At 69.2% G+C, this 19,731-nt stretch carries 16 protein-coding genes; 9 read left to right on the plus strand and 7 right to left on the minus strand.

From position 1 onward, the window contains the following. Positions 1 to 132: 132 nt before the first annotated feature. The 3 genes from U8525_RS11225 (at position 133) to U8525_RS11235 (ending at position 2,188) form a co-directional block, all read left to right on the plus strand. Positions 133 to 483, plus strand: a complete 351-nt coding sequence (locus tag U8525_RS11225; RefSeq protein ID WP_374264621.1) for a hypothetical protein — start codon at positions 133 to 135, stop codon at positions 481 to 483. A gap of 110 nt (positions 484 to 593) precedes the next feature. After that, positions 594 to 1,085 (plus strand): hypothetical protein, encoded by a 492-nt coding sequence (locus U8525_RS11230; protein WP_374264623.1) that lies wholly within the window; start codon positions 594 to 596, stop codon positions 1,083 to 1,085. Between the two features lie 113 nt (positions 1,086 to 1,198). After that, positions 1,199 to 2,188, plus strand: a complete 990-nt coding sequence (locus U8525_RS11235) for an aldo/keto reductase (RefSeq protein WP_374264625.1) — start codon at positions 1,199 to 1,201, stop codon at positions 2,186 to 2,188. A gap of 8 nt (positions 2,189 to 2,196) precedes the next feature. On the opposite strand, the gene U8525_RS11240 is transcribed toward U8525_RS11235, so the two are convergent. Beyond that, positions 2,197 to 3,102 (minus strand): LysR family transcriptional regulator, encoded by a 906-nt coding sequence (locus tag U8525_RS11240; protein WP_374264627.1) that lies wholly within the window; start codon positions 3,100 to 3,102, stop codon positions 2,197 to 2,199. 146 nt (positions 3,103 to 3,248) lie between these two features. Between U8525_RS11240 and U8525_RS11245 the strand changes: the two genes are divergently transcribed. The 3 genes from U8525_RS11245 (at position 3,249) to U8525_RS11255 (ending at position 6,758) form a co-directional block, all read left to right on the plus strand. After that, the gene (locus U8525_RS11245; RefSeq protein ID WP_374264629.1) at positions 3,249 to 4,292 is read left to right on the plus strand and encodes an NAD(P)-dependent alcohol dehydrogenase; all 1,044 of its coding nucleotides are present in this window, start codon (positions 3,249 to 3,251) and stop codon (positions 4,290 to 4,292) included. Between the two features lie 382 nt (positions 4,293 to 4,674). Further along, complete coding sequence (locus U8525_RS11250) at positions 4,675 to 5,559, plus strand: OmpA family protein (protein ID WP_374264631.1); 885 nt, start codon at positions 4,675 to 4,677, stop codon at positions 5,557 to 5,559. Between the two features lie 182 nt (positions 5,560 to 5,741). Continuing rightward, entirely contained in the window at positions 5,742 to 6,758 is a 1,017-nt protein-coding gene (locus U8525_RS11255) for an alcohol dehydrogenase (protein ID WP_374264633.1), read from the plus strand. A 44-nt stretch (positions 6,759 to 6,802) separates the two neighbouring features. On the opposite strand, the gene U8525_RS11260 is transcribed toward U8525_RS11255, so the two are convergent. The 3 genes from U8525_RS11260 to U8525_RS11270 all read right to left on the minus strand — a co-directional run bounded on the left by U8525_RS11260 (position 6,803) and on the right by U8525_RS11270 (position 11,318). Next, positions 6,803 to 7,000: a hypothetical protein gene (locus U8525_RS11260; RefSeq protein WP_374264635.1), complete on the minus strand. Its 198-nt coding sequence runs from the start codon at positions 6,998 to 7,000 to the stop codon at positions 6,803 to 6,805. Positions 7,001 to 7,165: 165 nt separating this feature from the next. Next, entirely contained in the window at positions 7,166 to 9,244 is a 2,079-nt protein-coding gene (locus U8525_RS11265) for a sodium-translocating pyrophosphatase (RefSeq protein ID WP_374264637.1), read from the minus strand. Positions 9,245 to 9,623: 379 nt separating this feature from the next. Continuing rightward, positions 9,624 to 11,318: an alpha/beta hydrolase gene (locus U8525_RS11270; protein WP_374264639.1), complete on the minus strand. Its 1,695-nt coding sequence runs from the start codon at positions 11,316 to 11,318 to the stop codon at positions 9,624 to 9,626. A 333-nt stretch (positions 11,319 to 11,651) separates the two neighbouring features. On the opposite strand from U8525_RS11270, the gene U8525_RS11275 reads away from it, so the two are divergent. Continuing rightward, the gene (locus tag U8525_RS11275; protein ID WP_374264665.1) at positions 11,652 to 12,317 is read left to right on the plus strand and encodes an SDR family oxidoreductase; all 666 of its coding nucleotides are present in this window, start codon (positions 11,652 to 11,654) and stop codon (positions 12,315 to 12,317) included. Beyond that, on the plus strand, positions 12,317 to 13,093 hold the full coding sequence (locus U8525_RS11280) for an SDR family NAD(P)-dependent oxidoreductase (RefSeq protein ID WP_374264641.1): 777 nt from the start codon (positions 12,317 to 12,319) through the stop codon (positions 13,091 to 13,093). Before U8525_RS11275 ends, U8525_RS11280 begins: the two co-directional genes overlap by 1 nt. Positions 13,094 to 13,110: 17 nt before the next feature. Here the strand turns inward: U8525_RS11280 and U8525_RS11285 are convergent, their stop codons facing one another. Both U8525_RS11285 and U8525_RS11290 read right to left on the minus strand, forming a co-directional pair. Further along, on the minus strand, positions 13,111 to 14,640 hold the full coding sequence (locus tag U8525_RS11285; RefSeq protein WP_374264643.1) for a hypothetical protein: 1,530 nt from the start codon (positions 14,638 to 14,640) through the stop codon (positions 13,111 to 13,113). 152 nt (positions 14,641 to 14,792) lie between these two features. Beyond that, a complete protein-coding gene (locus U8525_RS11290) occupies positions 14,793 to 16,559 on the minus strand; it encodes an adenosine deaminase (RefSeq protein ID WP_374264645.1) in 1,767 nt (588 codons plus the stop codon). A 1,048-nt stretch (positions 16,560 to 17,607) separates the two neighbouring features. On the opposite strand from U8525_RS11290, the gene U8525_RS11295 reads away from it, so the two are divergent. Further along, positions 17,608 to 18,036 (plus strand): hypothetical protein, encoded by a 429-nt coding sequence (locus U8525_RS11295; RefSeq protein ID WP_374264647.1) that lies wholly within the window; start codon positions 17,608 to 17,610, stop codon positions 18,034 to 18,036. A 179-nt stretch (positions 18,037 to 18,215) separates the two neighbouring features. Here the strand turns inward: U8525_RS11295 and U8525_RS11300 are convergent, their stop codons facing one another. Continuing rightward, complete coding sequence (locus U8525_RS11300; protein ID WP_374264649.1) at positions 18,216 to 19,430, minus strand: alpha/beta hydrolase family protein; 1,215 nt, start codon at positions 19,428 to 19,430, stop codon at positions 18,216 to 18,218. Positions 19,431 to 19,731: the final 301 nt, after the last annotated feature.

A 19,731-nucleotide genomic window follows, 5' to 3' on the forward strand; every position in this document is an offset into this window, starting at 1 on the left:
CAACATTGTCCCCCGCCAGACATTCACATCACCCCAATGCCCATCCAGCCAACATTCAATAGCGGCAAGCCCTCATATCCAGGGCGTATGGCTGGAACCAGGCTGGCGGCTCATCCTTTCGCCGGAGCCGCCATGCGCTTCAGCCGTCTGCTTGCCGTTACCGCCGCCCTTGCGCTGTCCCCCGCGGCGACGTTCGCCATGCCCGTCCAGTGCTACGACGTCTGCCCGCTGACCAACAACTGCAATCGCTTATGTGGAGAGGGCTATTACCTCACCACGTGTGGGGAGGCCGGGTATGCCTGCGTCCATCCGGTCAATGCTCCTGAGTCGGGTGAGGACGAGCTGGCTTCGACTTGTGCGGACTGCGCCACGGAAAAGACCGACTGCCTCCAGCGCGTGAAGCACGGCGACCTCGAGGAGGTCCAGGCGTGCATGGATGCCTTCATCGAATGCACCCAGCTGTACTGCGCGACCGCGCAGTAGCGTTCGCCGTTCACCCCGCCTCGGGCGGGTGACTCTTCACGCGATGTAGGAGAGGATGGGCCCTCTCGGACCGCAGGCCGGGCGGGTCCATCCTCGAAGAGGCAGCGCGCATGACGAAGCACCCGGCCCTGTCCACCCTCGCGTGGGGTCTGCTCTGGCTGCTGTGGACGACGCCTGGCCTCGCGAGGGCGATGACGCCCGTCCCCTTCGCCCCCCAGTCCCGAAGCCAGGGCCTCCACCTGTCCACGAGGCAGTCCAAGCCGCGCGCCGTGCGGCTGCTCTCCACTGCGGACGAGCCCCATTCCGGCATCGAAGACTGGCGCCTGACAGCCACCCTGGTGTCCGCGGGGGCGGGTGCGCTGGGCGGGTTGATGCTCTGTGCCTTCACGTCGAAGCTCCGTGAGTGCGCGGCGGCCTTCTTCTACGGTGCCGCCGCCGGGCTGTCCGCGGGCGCCCTCCTCTTCCTTCCCGACTGGGATGGCAACCCGTGCGACGAGCATGCTGGCGAGTGCGTCGACGGCCCCGACCGCGCGCATCGGGTCAGCCCCAGGCTGGGCGTGCTCGGCGACAGGCTCGTGCTCGGGCTGGGCTACCACTTCTAGCGCCGACGATTATCAACATGCGCTTCACAGGCCATGGGCCTCCACGGGCTGGTGCACGCCAGGACCGGGCCGTATCTCCTTCATGCGACGGACATCACGAAGGAGAACGCACGATGCAGAAGCGCAAGCTGGGGAACAGCAACCTGGAGGTGTCGGCCCTCGGGCTCGGCTGCATGGGCATGAGCCACGGCTACGGACCTCCCGCGAACAAGCAGGAGATGATCTCCCTCATCCGGACGGCCGTCGACCGGGGCGTCACCTTCTTCGACACCGCCGAGGTCTATGGCCCCTTCACCAATGAGGAGCTCGTCGGCGAAGCGCTGGCCCCTGTCCGCGGTCAGGTGGTCATCGCCACGAAGTTCGGGTTCGGCATCGACGCCCAGGGGAAGCAGGTCGGGCTGAACAGCCGGCCGGAGCACATCCAGCAAGTCGCCGAGGCCTCCCTCAAGCGCCTCAAGACGGACACCCTCGACCTGTTCTACCAGCACCGCGTGGATCCGGACGTGCCCATCGAAGACGTGGCGGGCGCGGTGAAGGAGCTGATCCAGCAGGGCAAGGTGCGGCACTTCGGCCTCTCCGAAGCCGGGGCGAAGACGATCCGCCGGGCGCACGCCGTCCTCCCGGTCACCGCCCTCCAGAGCGAATACTCCCTGTGGTGGCGCGAGCCGGAGAAGGAGATCCTCCCGACCCTCGAGGAGCTCGGCATCGGGTTCGTCCCCTTCAGCCCGCTGGGCAAGGGCTTCCTGACGGGCAAGCTGCCCGACGCCTCGCAGCTCGACAAGAACGACTTCCGCAACACCCTCCCGCGCTTCACCCCGGAGGCGCGCAAGGCGAACCAGGCCTTCGTCGACCTGCTGGGCACGGTGGCCGCCCGGAAGCACATCACTCCGGCCCAGCTCGCGCTGGCGTGGGTCCTGGCCCAGAAGCCGTGGATGGTCCCCATCCCGGGCACCACGAAGTTGAACCGACTGGAGGAGAACCTCGGCGCGGCCCAGGTGGAGCTGACCGCGGACGACCTCCGGGAAATCAACGGCGCCGCCGCGCGGCTCACGGTGCAGGGGGCTCGCTATCCCGAGCACCTGGAGAAGCTGACCGGCCGCTGAGGCCCGCGTCACACCGCCTTCACCGCCAGCTCACGGGCCGCCTCGACAAAGAGCCGCAGCGGCCCGGAGCGCTGTGCGCGGCTGGGATGGTAGAGGAAGAAGCCGGGGACCGTGGGCGCATAGGCTTCCAGCACCCGCACGAGCTTTCCGGTGCGCAGCCGCGCCTCCACCGCCGGCTCGAAGGCATACGCCAACCCCACGTCCGCCTCCGCCAGGGCGGCCGGCAGATGGATGTCATTGGTGACGACGCCTCCACGCACGGGCACGCGCCAGCTCTTGCGGCCGCGCTCCAGCTCCCACGGGTACAGCGTCCCGGTCGTCTGCGAACGGAAGGTGATGCACTCGTGTTTCAGCAGATCCTCGGGACGCTGGGGCGTGCCATGGCGCGCGAGGTAGCCGGGCGACCCCACCACCACGAAGCGGAACGCGTCCGTGAGCCGCGCCTGCACCATGTCGCGTTCGATGGCTTCGCTCAGCCGGATGCCCGCGTCGTAGCCCTCCTCCACGATGTCCACCAGGCGGTCCTCGATGACGACCTCCACCTCCACGCGGGGATGGCGCGCGCGGAACGTGGGGAGCACGGGCGTGATGACGTAGGGCACCGCCGCCGTCAGCACCGTCAGGCGGACCCGCCCCACCGCCTCTCCCGGCTGCGCGGCCACCTCGCGGAGCGTGGCGAGCGTCTGGCCCACCGCCGGACCCGCCCCCTCCAGGAGCCGCCGGCCCGTGTCCGTCAGCGACACGCTGCGGGTGGTGCGGGTGAGCAGCACCACCCGCAGCTGCTCCTCCAGCTGCCGCACCGCCTGGCTCACCGCGGCCGTGGAGACGCCCAGCTCACGCGCCGCACCGCTGAAGCTGCGCAGCCGGGCCACGACCAGGAACACCTGTAGCTGCGTGAAGGGCGCCATCGTCATCCGCGTGGACCGCCTTCGCAGGCACTGTTAAGCACGCGTTAAGAGCCTATTGGCTTCTCCGTGCGTAGTCATCCCACGGTCCGACGAGTATCTCTCCCGCACGTGAACGGGGCTCGAGGGCCCCATTGCCCATGGAGAAGAGACGTATGCCTACCGTCAACGCCTACGCCGCCACGTCCGCGAAGTCGCCGCTCGGCCCGCAGGCCATCCAGCGCCGCGAGCTGGGGCCTCGCGACGTCCTCGTCGAGATCAAGTTCTGCGGCATCTGCCACTCCGACATCCACACCGTCCGCGGCGAGTGGGGCGAGGCCACCTACCCGCTCGTCCCCGGCCATGAGATCGCCGGCATCGTCACCGGCGTCGGCGCCCAGGTCACGAAGCACGCCGTCGGCGACCGCGTGGGCGTGGGCTGCATGGTGGACTCGTGCGGCGACTGCTCGTCCTGCCACAGGGGCGAGGAGCAGCACTGCCTCAAGGGCTTCGTCGGGACCTATGGCGCCACCGGCAAGGATGGCCAGCTCACGCAGGGCGGCTACGCGACGCACATCGTCGTGACCGAGGACTTCGTCCTCAAGATCCCGGAAGGCCTCGCGCTCGACGCCGCCGCGCCGCTCCTGTGCGCCGGCATCACCACGTACTCGCCGCTGCGCCGCTGGGGCGCGGGCCCTGGCAAGAAGGTGGCCATCGTGGGCCTGGGTGGCCTGGGGCACATGGCCGTGAAGCTCGCTCGCGCGATGGGCGCGGAGGTGACGGTCCTGTCGCAGTCGCTGAGCAAGAAGGAGGACGGCCTGCGGCTGGGCGCGCACCACTACCACGCCACCCAGAACCCGGAGACCTTCCAGAAGCTCGCCGGCACGTTCGACCTCATCGTGAACACGGTGAGCGCGAAGATCGACCTGGACGCCTACCTGTCGCTGCTGGCCCTGGACGGCGCCCTCGTCACCGTGGGCGCCCCTCCGGAGCCGCTCTCCCTCAACGCGTTCTCGCTCTTCATGCCCCGCCGCATCTTCACGGGGTCGCTCATCGGAGGCGTCGCGCAGACGCAGGAGATGTTGGACTTCTGCGCGAAGCATCACATCGGCGCGGACATCGAGGTCATCCCCGCCAGCAAGATCAACGACGCCTACGAGCGCGTGCTCGCCTCCGACGTCCGGTATCGGTTCGTCATCGACACGTCGACGCTGAAGTAGCGCAGCCCTCCACCGCGCCGCCGAAGGCGCCGGGGCCGCCGGGGACGACGAAGCCCTTCCCCGGCGCTGGCGAGCGGTCGAGGGGCTCCACCTGTCGCCACCCGCGCGGGCACCGGAGCACGCGGGCTCATTCGCCGCCGCGAAGGCAGTGCATGTGCCAGGAGTCCAACACTCCGGAGAATCACACCCTCGCGACCTGACGGGCGACGGACTTCCCCCACAGTGCGGGCCCCTCTCCTCACGGTGAGCCGCGGCCCGGTTCTGGCTGCCCTGGCTGGAACAATGAACCTCCAGATACCTGCACGCACCCGAGCCACCTTGAGGCGCACCCGGAGCCCTTCACTAGCGTGGCCTCCGTCCATTCCCCCCTGGAGGTCGCGATATGGAAGAGGAACGCCGAAGGGCCTGGGTGCCCTGGCTGGTGACGGCGCTGGTGACGGTGCTCGCGGGCCTGGTGCTCTACCTGTCGCATCGCAGCACGACGCGCGCGGACGCGGAGACGGCCGCGGCGGAGGCCCGAGCCAGCGACGCGGAGGCCGCGAGGCAACAGCTGGAGGCGAAGCTGGCCGCGCTGGAGGAGGAGCGCACGAAGCTGGCCACGGAGAAGGAGCAGCTCCACACGGAGAAGGAGCAGCTCAGCCAGACGGTGCAGGAGCAGGAGGCGGAGCTGACGCGGCTCAAGGCCACCTACGAGGACCTCCAGGACAAGCTGAAGAAGGAGATCGCCGAGGGCGCCATCCGCCTGTCCCAGGACGGAGGCCGGCTCCAGGTGGATCTGGTCGACAAGGTCCTCTTCGATTCAGGCGACGCCAGCATCAGCGCGCGCGGCCAGGAGGTCCTCACCCGGCTGGGTGGCGTGCTGTCCAAGGTGGAGGACAAGCTCATCCAGGTGTCGGGCCACACGGACGACTCGCCGCCCACGCAGAAGCTCCAGGCCACCTTCCCCACCAACTGGGAGCTGTCCGTCGCGCGCGCCGTCAACGTGGTGCGCTTCCTCCAGGAGAAGGGTGGCGTGCCCGCGAAGCGCATGCTCGCGGCCGGCTACGGCGACACGCGTCCCCTGGCGGCCAACGCCTCGCCGCAGGGCCGCGCGCGCAACCGCCGCATCGAGCTGCTGTTGATTCCGGAGCTGGCCGCCAAGCGGAACCCGGCCATCGCGAAGGCGGCGCCCTCGAAGGCGACGCCCGTGAAGGCGGCTCCCGTGAAGGGGACTCCCGCGAAGGCAGCCGCCGTGAAGCCCGCCGTCGGGAAGAAGGCGGGCCGGTAGGCACGCGCCCAAGGCTCCCCGCCGGGCCTGTCGCTGAAGCAAGGCATGGAGACCGCGGGCCCTGGTGATTGTTCAACGCGGGGATGCAGGGCCCGTCCCATTGTTCGCTCCCCGGCCGTCCATCCCCCACTCCAGGTGCGCCCGCACTGCGTCATCCCCATCCCTCCCCGCGAGGAGGCGCCATGGCCAGGAAGATGAGAGCAGCGCAGGTGCAGAAGGCAGGCGGTCCGTTCGAGCTCGTCGAGCGCGACATCCCCGAGCCCGGTCCCGGGCAGGTGCGGCTCGCGGTGGAGGCGTGCGGCGTCTGCCACAGCGATGCCATCACCAAGGAAGGCTGGATGCCCATCCAGTACCCCCGCGTGCCGGGGCACGAGGTGGTGGGCCGCATCGACCGCGTGGGCCCTGGCGTCACGGCCTGGAAGGAAGGCCAGCACGTCGGGGTGGGCTGGCACGGAGGCCACTGCGGCCAGTGCGTCGCGTGCCGCAGTGGGGACTTCGTCACCTGTGAGAAGCAGCAGGTCTGCGGCATCAGCTACGACGGGGGCTACGCGGAGTACCTCGTCGCCCCGCAGGAGGCGCTGGCCCGGGTCCCGGCGGGGATGAGCTCCGAGGATGCCGCGCCGCTGCTCTGCGCGGGCGTCACCACGTACAACTCCTTGCGCAACATGGGCGCGCGCCCCGGGGACCTGGTGGCGGTGCAAGGCATTGGCGGCCTGGGCCACCTGGCCCTCCAATACGCCCACAAGTTCGGCTACCGCACCGCCGCCATCTCGCGCGGCGCGGACAAGCGGGCCCTGGCGATGGAGCTGGGCGCGCACGAATACATCGACACGGAGAAGGGCCCTCCCGCCGAGGCCCTCCAGAAGCTCGGAGGCGCGCGCGTCATCATGATGACCGCGTCGAGCAGCAGCCTCGCGGGTGACCTGCTCGGCGGCCTGGGGCGCAACGGCACGCTGCTGCTCCTGGGCGCGGGCCCGGAGCCCATCCCCGTCAGCAGCCTGTCCCTGATCACGAAGCGCATGCGCATCCAGGGCTGGCCTAGCGGCGCGCCCCAGGACTCGCAGGAGACCCTGGCCTTCAGCGCGCTCGCGGGGGTGCGCTCGCGCAACGAGGTGTTCCCGCTGGACCGCGCGGCGGAGGCCTACGCTCGGATGATGAGCAACAAGGCCCGCTTCCGCGTGGTGCTCAAGATGCGCTGAAGCCGGCGGACTCGCGCCTGTCCGGGGCGCGGGAGGCCCCTCGCTCAGAGGGCTGGCCGCTCCACGTACAGCTGGGCTTCCACCTGGCGTTGGAGGCCCAGCAGCCGGTCGAGCTTGCTCTTCAGCTCGTCGCGCAGCTCGCGCTTGTCGGTGTGGATGATCTCGTCTCGCAGCGCATCGATGCTCTCGGCCAGGGAAGCGTGGAGGAGTTGGATCTGCTGCGGGGACAGCTCCAGGACCATGGGACCCTCACTGGCAGAAGAACGACGGCGATGCTTCTGCTGGAAGGGTAAGCACGCGCTCGCCCACCGCCCTTGATCCGACCCGACAGCGCCTGGCCGGATGTCCGCTCTTCTACAGCCCGCGGTGCGGCGCCCGACTCCAGGGCGCCGCACCCAGGGCGAGGCTCAGCGCAGCGCGATGAGCGAGGCCACGAGCAGCGACACGACGCTCATGACCTTGATGAGGATGGCCACGCCGGGGCCCGACGTGTCCTTGAAGGGGTCGCCCACCATGTCGCCCACGACGGCGGCCTTGTGCACGGCCGAGCCCTTGGCGTGTCCCGGCAGCTTGCCCTTCTCGATGAACTTCTTGGCGTTGTCCCACGCGCCGCCCGCGTTGGCCATGTAGAGGGCCATGGTGGCGCCGACGACGAGCGCACCGGCCAGCAGGCCCGCCAGCGCGCCGGGGCCCAGCAGGTAGCCCACGAGCGGCGGGGCGACGATGGCGATGATGCCCGGGAAGATCATCTCGCGCAGGGCGCTCTTGGTGGAGATGTCGACGATCTTCTTGGGGTCCGGCTCGGCCTTGAGCTCCATCAGGCCCGGAATCTCACGGAACTGGCGGCCGATCTCCTCCACGATGGCGCCGGCGGCGCGGCCCACGGCGAGCATGGTGGAAGCGCCCACCAGGAACGGGAGGATGGAGCCCAGCAGCAGGCCCACGATGACGTTCGGGTTGGTCAGCTCCAGGCTCATCTCCGCCAGGCCGTTGGCCAGGCGCGTGTGGTTGACCTCCAGGTTGAACGCGGAGAACAGCGCGATGACCGTGAGCGTCGCCGAACCGATGGCGAAGCCCTTGCCGATGGCGGCCGTGGTGTTGCCCACCGCGTCCAGCTCGTCGGTGATGGCGCGCACGTCGGGGCCCAGGCCGGACATCTCGGAGATGCCACCCGCGTTGTCGGAGATGGGGCCGTACGCATCCACCGTCATCACGACGGCGGTGCCGCCCAGCATGCCCACCGCCGACAGCGCGATGCCGTACAGGCCGAGCGCGCGATCCGCGATGTAGGCCACGAGGGCGATGGTGGCCATGGAGATGCCCACGCTCTCCATGCCGACGGCGAGGCCGCGGATGAGGTTGGTGCCCGCGCCCGTGATGGAGGACTCCGCGATGCGCTGCACCGGCGTGGACGAGGTGTAGTAGTCCGTGACGAGGCCGATGATGGCGCCGCCGAAGGCGCCCGCCGCCAGCGCCACCGTGATGGACTGGGACAGGCCGAACACGTTCATCAGCACGAAGGACAGGCCCACCAGGATGACGGGGGGCATGATGAGCGCGCTGCGCAGCACCTGCGCGGGGTTCATGTTCTTGAGCGCGCGCGCGATGAAGATGCTCAGCAGGCTGACCAGCAGGCCAATGGCGGACAGCGCCAGCGGCAGCACCACGCCCGCGACCTTCGCGTTGCCCGTCGCGTTCGCGTCCACCACCAGGCGCGACAGCTGCGTCGCGTTGGCGGTCAGCGCGATGGCCATGGCGGCGACGATGGCGGCCACCATGGACTCGTAGATGTCCGCGCCCATGCCGGCCACGTCGCCCACGTTGTCACCCACGTTGTCGGCGATGACGCCGGGGTTGCGCGGGTCGTCCTCGGGGATGTTCTCGATGACCTTGCCGGCGATGTCGGAGCCGACGTCCGCGGCCTTGGTGTAGATGCCGCCGCCCACGCGCGCGAAGAGCGCGATGGAGCTGGCGCCCACGGCGAACGAGTGGAGGATGGGGGACAGCTCCGGGCTGGAGCGGAACACGTAGTAGACGACGCCCATGCCGACGAGGCCCAGGCCGGCGACGGCGAGGCCCATCACGGCGCCGCCATCCAGCGCGACCAGCAGCGCGTTCGGCTTGGAGCCGGTGCGCGCGGCCTGCGCGGTGCGCACGTTCGCGAACGTCGCGGCCTTCATGCCGATGTAGCCCGCGAGCAGCGACAGGAACGCGCCCGCCACGAAGCTCGCGCTCGCGATGGGGCCCAGCGCCAGGCCGATGAGCACCGCGACGACCACGCAGTAGACCGCGAGCACCTTGTACTCGCGAACGAGGAACGCCATCGCGCCTTCGCGGATGTAGCCCGCGATGCGGTTCATGGTCGCGTCGCCGTCAGGGAGTCCCTTCACTCGGAAGTAGAAGAACGCAGCGAAGAGCAGGCCCACGGCGCCGATGACGCTTGGGGCGATTGCCCAGAAATTCGATTCGAGACTCGACAACTCCATCCGTTCCTCCAGAGCAGTCCCGGGGGCCACTGACCGCTCGCCCCGCGGGGCGCTCGCGTGCCGCGCGAAATGTGCGGAGGGCCTATACGTGATTTCAGGGCAACCGGGGAGCCTCCTCGGAGCGGATCCACCTACCTGGGGGTTCCCCCATGGGAGGGGCTCAAAGGAGCCCATCGGGCCCCACGAGGCCCATCGAGTGGCTTGAAGTGCCTGGATTCACTGATGATTCAGGGCGGCGCGGGGGAGGTTTTGCCACCGCCACGGCATTGGAGCGCCCCGGGAGTTCCAGCCACAGCGGCATGCTGATTCATGGGGAGGGCGCACCTTCACGCGCGCTCGAAGCAGCTTGAGGCGGGCGTCGAGCCCCTGCGCGCCGTCCTCACCGCGAGAGGAGGAGGTGCCGCAGCCGGGCCGTCTGGTCCGCGCTCCAGCCGCCGGGCCGCAGGAGCGCGACCCATCCGTCCACGTGCTCGGCGGTGTAGACGTGGCCGTGGCCGGCGGGCACCTCCATCCCCAGGGGGAGATCCGCCGTCACCTGCCAGAACGTCACGAAGGGGATCCACACCATCTGCCCGAGGACATCGTCGCCTCGCGGCTCGCGCAGCCAGTCCGGCCGCTGCACCAGGAGGCGGGGACTCCACCAGATGATGGGGTCGGACGGGTGGAGCAGGTACAGCACGCGGGAGTCGCCCCAGGGCGCGGACGCGGGCGGGATGTCGCTCCCCGGCCGACGGCTGAAGCGGACGATGCGGCCGTGTCTGTAGATGGGCTCCACCTCGGGGCTCCCCGGATCCCGGTGGTCGGTGAACGCGCGATACAGGGTGTTGAAGTTCGGCGGCCCCACGAAGAGCACCCCGTCAGTGCGGTTGGCCAGGTCCCGCTCGCCGCTGAACGCGGTCTCTCCGCCGTAGGAGCCCAGGCTCTCTCCGAACACCAGCAGCTTCGGGCGCTGACCGGATGGCAGCCGCGACCAGCGCTCATAGACGGCGTCGAAGAGCGCTCGGCCTGACTCCCGCGCCCGCTCCTGATCCACCAGGACGGAGAGCCAGGACCACAGGTGCGAGTACTGCGTGGCGACGATCGCGGAGTCACCCCGCGTCATGTACTCGAAGGCGTCCACGGCCTCTGGCACCACCCACCCGCTGCCCGTGGTCGTCACCACCAGCAGGTACGCGCGGTCGAAGCCGCCGGCCCGCTCCAGGTCGTCGACGGCGAGCGCGGCGCGCCCCTCCGCATCCTCCGCGGAGGCGTAGCCCGCGTATGCGCGGATCGGCTCCTTCACGGCGGTGCCATGGAACCGGGAGAGGTCCTCCACCGAGGGCCCCCGCCCGATGAAGTTGCGCCCTTCCCTCCCCAGGGACTCCCAGCGGATCAGCGAGCCCGGGCCACCCGAGCGCAGCGCCGTGCGGGGTGGGACCACGCCCTTGTCGGTCATCGTGTCCTGGACCGCCAGGGTGCGGTCCGCGGTGGAGATGAGCCCGTCCCACAGCACGCCGCTGGCCACCAGCGCGGTGAGCACCACGACGGCCAGTCCGCTCGTCGCCCGGGCCGCGCGCGGCCCCATGTGCCTCGCGAGCCGTCCGGACAACGCGCGGGTCACGGCGCGCAGCCCCCGTCCCACGGCGACGAGCAGGAAGAAGACGACCACCGCGACGAAGGGTGCGAGCAGATACCCGGCGCGGCCCGGCGAGGGCATGCCCATGAGCTCGCGAAGGCGCTGCTGCCAGTGCCAGCCGAGCAGCAGCGACGCCGTCAAGGCCACGCATGCCGTCACGAAGAAGCCCTGCCACGCCCGGCGACGGGGAGTCCTCGCGGGGCGGTCCGCGAACTCGCGCCAGAGCCACGCCCCCAGGCACCCCAGCCCGTAGCCGATGGCCGCGCTGAGGCCGCTGACGAAGCCCTGGAACGGTCCGCTTCGCGGCAGCAGGGACGGCGTGAAAGCCAGACATGCGAAGAGGAGCGCGCCCCAGGACCCCGGCAACGTGTATCGAAACCAGCGGGGCCAGGTCCGGCTCGCGCGCCAGGCCGGGCGCGTCACCGTGGGCTGCTCGGCGTGGGTGAGGAGGTGCTCCATGCGGACTCCCGGGCAGGCGCTCGGCGCACGTGCGCTGGAGCCACCGGACGGCCAGGGAGACGCCTGGCGATGAGGCTCGCCGTCTCTCCAGGGCACACTCCAGAGGGTAGGCCCCGAGGCCGCCTCCCGGCAGCGTGCGCCCGGCGGGCCTGGACTGGCTCCGGCCGGTGGACCCTGCGCCCGCGCCTCATCAGGTGGGTGCCTCTGGCAAGGCCTGTCCCCTCCTCCGCATCCAGGCCGCACGGTTTGGCTCCATCGCGGCGGACGCTCCGTACTACCCTGCCTGCGGGCCGCGTGAGCTTGCGCCCGAGGAAGAGGGCACGGCGCTTGAGCATGCGGAACGTCGTCGTTGTTGGAGGCACGGGAGACATCGGGCGCGCGGTCACCCACAAGCTGCGCGCGGAGGGCATGCGCGTGGTGTGCGCCGCGAATGACGTCACGACGGAGACGCCCGACACCCTGCGGGTGGACATCACCCGCGAGGACTCCGTGCTGTCGATGTTCGACAGGGCGGAGGCCGCGCTGGGGCCCCTCTCCGTGCTGATCAACTGCGCGGGCGTCGGCGTCTTCACGCCCCTCCACGAGACGTCGCTCGAGGACTGGAACCGGACCCTCGACGTGAACCTCACGGGCACGTTCCTGTGCGCGCGCGAGGCCTTCCGGCGGATGAAGTCCCGCGGCGGGGGACGGCTCATCCACATCGGCTCCGTGAGCGACCACCTCACGCTGCCCATGAATGGGGCCTACGCCGCGACCAAGCATGGGGTCCGGGGGTTGACCGGCGTCCTCAACGAGGAAGGCAAGGCGTTCGGCATCCGCGCCACCCTGCTGTCCCTGGGCGCCGTCTACACGTCCTTCTGGAGGTCCCGGCCGGAGTTCAGCCCCGCGGACATGCTCTCCGTCGAGGACGTGGCCCAGTGTGTCTGGGAGATCTCCATCAAGCCTCCAAACGTGCGCGTCGACGAGGTGCGGCTCGTACCGCCCCAGGGGGTGCTGTGATGGGGGTGCAGCCGGAGGCCCCCGTCGCCATCGTCACCGGAGCCAGCCGGGGCATCGGCGCCGCCATCGCCACCGCGCTGGCGGGGAACGGCTTCGAGGTGGCCCTGCTGTCCCGTGACGAAGCCGCGCTGGAGCGGCTCCAGAAGCAGGTGCTCGCCACCGGAGGTCGCGCCCGGCCGGTGGTCTGCGACGTCGCGAGCCGGGACCAGGTGATGTCCGCGCTCGAGCTGCTCGAAGCGAAGGTGGGTGTGCCTCGGGTGCTCGTGAACAACGCGGGCATCGGGGGGCCTTTCCACCGCGCGGACGAGGTGAGCGTCGCCGAGTGGGATCAGCTGTTCGGCGTGAACGTGGAGGGCGTGCGCAACCTGTGTCAGTGGGCGCTGCCCCGGATGAAGGCGCAGGGCCATGGGCGCATCGTGAACATCGCGTCCATCATGGGGCTCTTCGGAGGCGCCCAGTCCTCCACCTACGCGGCCACCAAGCACGCGCTCGTGGGCTACTCGAAGGCCATCGCCGCGGAGTGGGGAGCCTACGGCATCACCTGCAACGCGCTCTGTCCCGGCTACATCGAGACGGAGATGCTGGCGAAGGCCCCAGCCGCCGCGCGTCAGCGGCTGCTGGAGCGAATCCCCGGGAAGCGCTTCGGAACGCCAGAAGAGGTGGCGGGGCTGGTGTCGTTCCTCGTCGGACCGCTCGGCGGCTATGTCAACGGGAGCGCCCTGGTGATGGACGGAGGACTGTCATCGCATCTGGCCTCCGACCTGCCGTCCTTCTGACACCGCCGCAGGGAGGCCTACGTGAGGCGGCGCTGGCGGTTGACGAAGGCGTCGCTCCGACCGGCGTCATAGTCGGTGCGCAGGTCCGGGTTGGCGATGCGCTCGCCGAACGCGCGGTGGAACGGGATGGCCTTCGAGGGATCCTCGGCCCGCTCCTGGATGCTGGACGTCACCCAGCGCTGGAGCTGCTCCACGGTCAGATCCCGGAGCTTGCCCGCGCCGGGGATGGGCAGGTCGGGCAGGAGCGACTTTGCGGAGAAGAGCAGGTCCACCATGCCCTTCGCGGCCTCGTTGCGCTGGTTCAGCTCGTCCACGGACACCTGGAAGCCGCCTTCGATCGCTCCCACCAGGCTGCCCATGAGCCGAGCGTTGCGCTTCGCATCCATGGAGGGCGGGTTCTCGTTGGCGTGCCGCGCGAGCCCGTCGCTCATCCCCTGCAAGCGCTGCATCATGTGCTGGCGGAACGCGTCGCTGCCCGCGTAGTCCTGCGGCGGAGAGAAGAGCGTCCGGGTGAAGAACTCGGACATCTTCTTCTGGCCGTCCTGGCGCAGCGAGCCCGCCTCGTCCCGCATCGTGGGCGAGGCCAGCACCGCGTCACCATGCTGGGTGAAGAAGCGGGCAGCGGCGGCGCGCGACTCGCGGTTCTCGCCCAGCTTGTCGATGGAGTCCGTGAACAGCTTCACCGTCTCCGCCGTGGGCGGGTTGATGCGCCCCGCGGCGTCCAGCAGCCGGCCCAGCGCCGGGGAGGAGCTCGCGTCGGGGCCGGAGGCGTTGATGTTCTTGATGACCTCCGCCATGCCCTCGGGGTTGGCCGCCAGGAAGCGCTGGAGCCGGTCCGGCGGCATGCCCGCCAGCGCCGTGGCCACCGCCGCGCTGCGCTGTGGATCAATGCTCCCGTTCGCGCGGACGATGTCCAGCTCGGCCTTCGCGTACGTCTCGATGAGGTCCGGGTTGCCGGTGCCGGCGATGATGCCCGCGAGCCCCTCGTGCGACGCCCCGGGCTGTGCACCGCGGCCGGACGTGGCCACCGCCGCCGACAGCTCCTGGGGCGACACCGCGCCAGCGCGGAAGGCATTGTCCAGCGCCTGGGACAGGCGCGCGCGGTCCGCCTCCGGCAGCCGCTGCACGCTGTCCAGGATGCCGCCGGCGACGGGGCCGAAGTGGAACATCATGTCCATGAACGCGGCCTGCTTGGCCGGATCCGGGTTGTTCCGCAGCCACTCCGACACGGCGGTGGCGTCCCGGCCGTCGCTGGCGTTCGAGATGGCCTGCTGCGCCGAGCGCAGCTCCGAAGGCGACAACGCAGCGGGAGCCACGGGAGTCGCGCTCGTCGTCCGCACCTCCGCCGCCCCCGCGGGCGTCACGCCCAGGCGGGCCGCCGTCTGCGTGCCCGCGGTCCCCGCCACCGGCTGGAACCCATCCGCTCCGGTGCCACCGCGAACCGCCATGTTCTGGGCGGGAGGCTGCGCCGGGGTCTGCACCGAGGGGCGCTCCGTGGGTTGGGTCTCGGCGGCGCGGGGCGGGTTGCGCTGGATGGTCGTCGTCATGGTTGTTCCCCCTCGTCCCCCGCATGGGGGGCGGCGTGTTGGAGAGGCCAGAGGCGCCTCGTTTTCCGCGATTATCGACCATCTGGCGCCCGGGTTGCCATGTTCGAGGGATGGCGGCACGGCGGTCCGGGTCGTGCCGCCCCACCGCGCGGTCAGTTCGCGAAGCGCTGCTCGAAGTTGCTGAGCTGTGCCTCCAGCCGCCACTGCAGCGCGGCGCGCCTGTTCGTGCTCAGGAAGTCCTGGCAGGAGGAGGACGGACCGGCCGCACCGGCCACGTCCTGCGCGCAGGCCGCGACGAGCCCGGAGAACACATCCCGCTGGGCCCAGAGGCTGTTTCCCTCCACGAAGGCATGCTCCAGGCTGGCGCGCGCCAGTTGCTTGAGCGTCTTGTAGTCAAGCCCCTGGACCGAGGCGGCCGCGAGGTACTCCTGGGTGATGTCGCCCCGGAGGATTCCGGAGTCATCGGTCGCCAGGGTCACCGGCACGCCCTCCACGAGGTATGCGGAGAGGGGGTGGTCGGCCCCCTTCACGCCGAGCAGGACGTTGTTGGAGGACAGGCAGATTTCCACCAGGACGCCCGCCTCGTGCATGTCGCGCAGGAGCGCCTCGACGCCCTCTCCGTCCGCTTCGCTCAACACATCCACGCCATGGCCAATGCGCTCCGCGTGGGCCAGCTTGACGGCGTTGCGGATATGGAAGCGCAGGTGTCCCTGATCCTCGGGCCGAAGCACCTCTGGAATCAGCTCGCCCGCGTGCAGGGAGACGTGGACCTCCTTGCGTCCGGGCGTGCTGTCATTGTGGTCGTCCAACATGCCCAGGGCGAACATCTCGTCGTCGTAATACGCGAGCGAGTTCGGGTGCTCCTCGGGTGACACCAGATTGACGCCGACAATCTGTGGCACGCGTTGGGCCAGCTCGAAGGCGTACACCCACTGACCAAAGACATTGGCCCGCTCCGCCGTGCGGTTCGCGGAGACGATCAGCCGTACCTCCACGTCGCAGCCCGGGTCCGCCTGGGGGGTGTCACACGCCATCACCGCCCTGCTCCCTCCCAGCATGCTGGCGATGCTGCTGGCCTGACGTGTCAGGGCCTCCTGGAAGGCAGGCAGGGCGATGAGCTGCTCGCGTCTGGCCAGCAGCGTCGGGGCATCCCAGGCGTCCGTAGGCGAAAACAGCGGCTCGGCCAGCCGTCCGCCCGTGCTCGCGCCGAACCCCTGCATCAGCTCCAGGTACACCTGATTGTGCCTTCCGGCGCGGGAGAGGATGTCCGCATAGATGTCGTCCCCCCGGGCATCGGTCTGCACCGCCCCGTACTTGCCGAAAGCATCGAAGAAGTGCTGGTGCGCGTCGAGCAGGGGACCGGCGTAACCTTCCATGGACCAGGCCCCCATCACCGCGTCGTAGAGCGCCCGGTCTGTCTCGGTGCTGGACAGCGGGGTCGCACCCGGCTCGCAAGGATTGCTGGCCACGAAGGTGGTGGTGTTGACACACGCTCCGTCCTCGGAGCCCCACTGGATGAGCTTTTCCATGGTGATGGCACCAGAGGTATGGCTGTGCAGGTCACCCCCCTTGGGCATGTCACGCAGGAAGTCCGCGAGCGCGGCAGGGTCGTTGCGAAGGGACTCCATGTGCTCCTGGGTCAGCTCCTCGGCGGGCCTCTCGACGGGAGGCGCATCATCTTCCCTGCAAGCACTCAAACACAGTGAAGTCACGATAGCGGCCAATGAGCGCTTGTTCATGCGGAAGTCCTCGCGGGCGGTTTCGGCGATTGTCTTTAGGATGATCAGCCATGGCCAGTCAACCGCGTATCCTTGTGTTTCCTGATTTTCGATGGAATTGACCAGAGCCGAATTTTCAACCGTTGCCCTGCCCCATCGGGCTGGGCAAGCGGTGCGATGCAGGGGGCAGCCTGGACCCATGACGCTGGCGCCTGAGTGGCCTTCTCCCCTGGCACTCCACGGCGTCGGGCCTGGCAGGGCCGGCTCCGTGCGACACGTCCAGCGGGGCAGACACGACACCGTGCAACTAGACGCTGCGCACCGGGAGGCCCGCGCGGGCATCCTCAATGCGCGGAGGCCTGCCCTCCGCCAGCAGGCCGAAGACGACGGCGTAGCGGCGTCACGGCCGCCGAAGCGCGCTCCCGCGGCGGATCCACTCGACCGAACCGCTCGCGATCCATCCTCGCCGGTCCTTGACACCTCCAGTGAGTAGCGCGGGAGGCGTCGTGAAGTCCGAGCGCAAAACCCCAACGAGACAGTAACCCGATGCCCGCGCACAGACCGCCGGTGAAAGAGATACATCTATCCGTGGATGCGCGGACTGACGGTGTGCGCTGGGCACCAAAAGACAGTTGCTACTGAGTTTTCGATGACCTAACTGAAAGAGCCACTCTCCTCGATTCAGGCAACGTGCGCGGCGCGAAGAACGGCATGGGCCATCTACCAAATCCAGCGACGCTTCAACTTTTGGCGCCTCATCGCCCTCTGGAAAAATCGCGCATGGCTCCCCCATCAATCGAACCCACCCCTCCAACCCATTGTCGGTCCGATGCTCACAGACGAGCACAGACGGCCCTCGCAGAGGGACTCCGACAACTCGCTGACTTGGGGGCCCCGCGTGAGCGCCAAGCCAGCATCCTGCTCATCTGGCTGGTAGGCCGCATGCAGGGCTCTCATGACCTGGCCACTGCCTCAAGACTCTGGTCGGCCATGGAACAAACAGGCTCGGCATCCTTCCTTGGCGTTCACCTCCGCTTCAACGCGGATGGCCCGGCTCCCCCCATTTCAGTGGAACCATGACATGAGGCGCAGGAGGCGCCTGCAACTTCGTCCGCGCAAATGCTACTCAATGCATGAAGCTTTCCGCCCTCGGAGTCGCTGACCGTTAGTGCTGGCCCCCGTGCCGACCGACATACCAGGTCACCGCGTCTCGAACTTTTTCCTTTCGGCCCAAAGGAAGCCCAGTACCATGCCACTTGCGCCCCGCAGTCGGCTTCTGTCCTCCCCATCATCCATCCCTGTCACCCTCAAGCTCGCCCTGCGAACGGGTGTTCGGAGCGACGACATCATCCCGCTGCTTTTGTTGGCGGAGCATTCCCCCTCGCGACTTCAGGTCAAGCTCTTCGAGGGGATGCGCCCGATTGACTGGGGAATCCTGGGGACAATCATTGCCGCTGCTATACTCTTCGCAGCAACGCTTGCGCTGCCTTCACCGCTCCTCCTTGTCCTGGCCTCGGGAGGATTGATTCTCGCAACGGTCGGCGCGTTCCTCTATGCCTATACTTTCAGGCTTCGCAACATCCTCACACGTCGCGCCCGGGAATTTGTACGCCAGAGCGCGACAGCCCCCGAAGCTCCAGGCATTGACACACATAACATATTGAAACGCACCGGCTAAAATCCATCTCCCGGCACAACAAGCCACGCATGCAGAAGCGGCAGCCACCCGGCCAGCGCACAGTGATTCTTGCAGCCCACCACTGTGTCACGCGGCTGTCGCTCGAAGCGGTTGCTGCCCCCGGGGAGCTCCGGAGCGCGCAAGGCAACGGTTCGGCTCGGGAGCACTCGCTCCCTCTTTCACTGACAGGTGTCGCCGGGGTCCGCATACTGGCAGCGCGCGGACGCCGGATACTTGTATGCATGGCAGGGCGAAGGCCGTGGCTCCATGCGACTCTGCACGAGCGGTCGCACGGGGCGTCCGCCACACCCCACCCAGTAGCCCAGACTCGTGTCCGTCCCGTAGGCGACCGCGCGCGCCGCCGTGTCGCCGGTGAAGGCATACACCGCGAGCGCGTGCACCCGGCGCCACACGGCCTCGCGGTCATGGGCATTGAGAACATTCTCCGGGTTGCCCGTGAGCGCCGCGCGGGTCATGGGCACGGTGTGCGTGGCGTTGAGTCCGCAGCCGCAGGAGTCACTCACCACGTTGAGCCACGCGCGCTCCATGCCCGCAGGCAGCCTTTCCCAGAGGTCCACGGCGATGGCGTGGTCATTCACGTCGTCATCCGCATACACCTGGATGAGGGTCCGGACGTCGGCGGGGAGCGTCTGGTAGTCGTGGCCCCACGTGTACCAAGGCGCCATCGAAAAGATGAACCGCCCCTGGCCTCCCCAGCCCTGCTCCACGAAGCCTCGTCGAGCCATCTCCGGCGTCGCGCCGCCACCATAGCTGTGACCGAAGAACCCCACGCGAGTGAGGTCGAAGTGACCCTGCTGCTGTGCCACCGCCGCCTGGAAGCCCTGCCACAGACAGTCATAGCGAGCCTCGTTGGGTCGCGGCGTGTCCGGCATGAGCGGATACGGCACGAAGACCACCGCGTAGCCCTGGCTCGCCAGCATCCGGAACATCTCCACGTACAGGTCGGAGTCGGTGGCGCCGAACGCATGCGAGAAGAAGAGCACCGGCACCGGGTCCCGCCCCGTCGGCCGGTAGGTGACCACCTGCCCGCGCGCGACGGGATGCGGGTTCGTCACCGTCTCCTCCGTCACCGCGTACGGACCCGGAGTGCCCCAGTCGCTCACGGACGTGACCAGGGTCCCCGCCTGCGGCTCTTCGCAGGGCGCGGGGAGCGGAAGCGGGGAGCAGAGGCTCTCGGCGGCGCCGCCATCGGCAGACCCGCCCACGTCCGCGCCAGCATCAAGGGGACTGTCCACCTCCGTGCCGCTGTCGCGCTCCGTGTCGAGCGTCGTTCCCGAGTCGGGCGGCTCGCTGTCGGGTGAGTCCGACGCCGAGGAGTCACAGGCCGTGACGAGGCACACACACAACAAACCGAGCAGACCGAGGCGGGACATAAAGAAGGCTCCGAGGTGTTTCTGCCTTCAACCCGCGCCCCCTCGGATGGTTGCGGGACAGATTGGCGGGACATGAGCACCCGTGGAGCCCCCGACGCCACATCGACGATCCGGGCTGTCGAGAGCCGTCCTCATCAACGGGTCCACGCGCTGCGACTGCCCAGCAGGGGTCGAGTGTCAAGGCTCGGCCAATCAGGTCGCTGTTCGGTTCGGCCAATCAGGTCCGGACGTGAAGCGCCCAGGAATCGCGACGGAGTGGACCGCGCGGGTTCGGCCAAACCGGTCCGGCAGGGGCTCCGCT

Source organism: Corallococcus sp. RDP092CA, from assembly GCF_041903675.1.
Taxonomy (GTDB): Bacteria; Myxococcota; Myxococcia; order Myxococcales; family Myxococcaceae; genus Corallococcus.

Bases quoted from the DNA above. Each gene is read 5' to 3' on its own strand.
- U8525_RS11250 (WP_374264631.1), top strand. From the start codon at position 4,675: ATGGAAGAGGAACGCCGAAGGGCCTGGGTGCCCTGGCTGGTGACGGCG.
- U8525_RS11230 (WP_374264623.1), top strand. From the start codon at position 594: ATGACGAAGCACCCGGCCCTGTCCACCCTCGCGTGGGGTCTGCTCTGG.
- U8525_RS11265 (WP_374264637.1), bottom strand. From the start codon at position 9,244: ATGGAGTTGTCGAGTCTCGAATCGAATTTCTGGGCAATCGCCCCAAGC.
- U8525_RS11270 (WP_374264639.1), bottom strand. From the start codon at position 11,318: ATGGAGCACCTCCTCACCCACGCCGAGCAGCCCACGGTGACGCGCCCG.
- U8525_RS11235 (WP_374264625.1), top strand. From the start codon at position 1,199: ATGCAGAAGCGCAAGCTGGGGAACAGCAACCTGGAGGTGTCGGCCCTC.
- U8525_RS11225 (WP_374264621.1), top strand. From the start codon at position 133: ATGCGCTTCAGCCGTCTGCTTGCCGTTACCGCCGCCCTTGCGCTGTCC.
- U8525_RS11275 (WP_374264665.1), top strand. From the start codon at position 11,652: ATGCGGAACGTCGTCGTTGTTGGAGGCACGGGAGACATCGGGCGCGCG.
- U8525_RS11295 (WP_374264647.1), top strand. From the start codon at position 17,608: ATGCCACTTGCGCCCCGCAGTCGGCTTCTGTCCTCCCCATCATCCATC.
- U8525_RS11260 (WP_374264635.1), bottom strand. From the start codon at position 7,000: ATGGTCCTGGAGCTGTCCCCGCAGCAGATCCAACTCCTCCACGCTTCC.
- U8525_RS11255 (WP_374264633.1), top strand. From the start codon at position 5,742: ATGGCCAGGAAGATGAGAGCAGCGCAGGTGCAGAAGGCAGGCGGTCCG.
- U8525_RS11300 (WP_374264649.1), bottom strand. From the start codon at position 19,430: ATGTCCCGCCTCGGTCTGCTCGGTTTGTTGTGTGTGTGCCTCGTCACG.
- U8525_RS11245 (WP_374264629.1), top strand. From the start codon at position 3,249: ATGCCTACCGTCAACGCCTACGCCGCCACGTCCGCGAAGTCGCCGCTC.
- U8525_RS11290 (WP_374264645.1), bottom strand. From the start codon at position 16,559: ATGGGTCCAGGCTGCCCCCTGCATCGCACCGCTTGCCCAGCCCGATGG.
- U8525_RS11285 (WP_374264643.1), bottom strand. From the start codon at position 14,640: ATGACGACGACCATCCAGCGCAACCCGCCCCGCGCCGCCGAGACCCAA.
- U8525_RS11280 (WP_374264641.1), top strand. From the start codon at position 12,317: ATGGGGGTGCAGCCGGAGGCCCCCGTCGCCATCGTCACCGGAGCCAGC.
- U8525_RS11240 (WP_374264627.1), bottom strand. From the start codon at position 3,102: ATGACGATGGCGCCCTTCACGCAGCTACAGGTGTTCCTGGTCGTGGCC.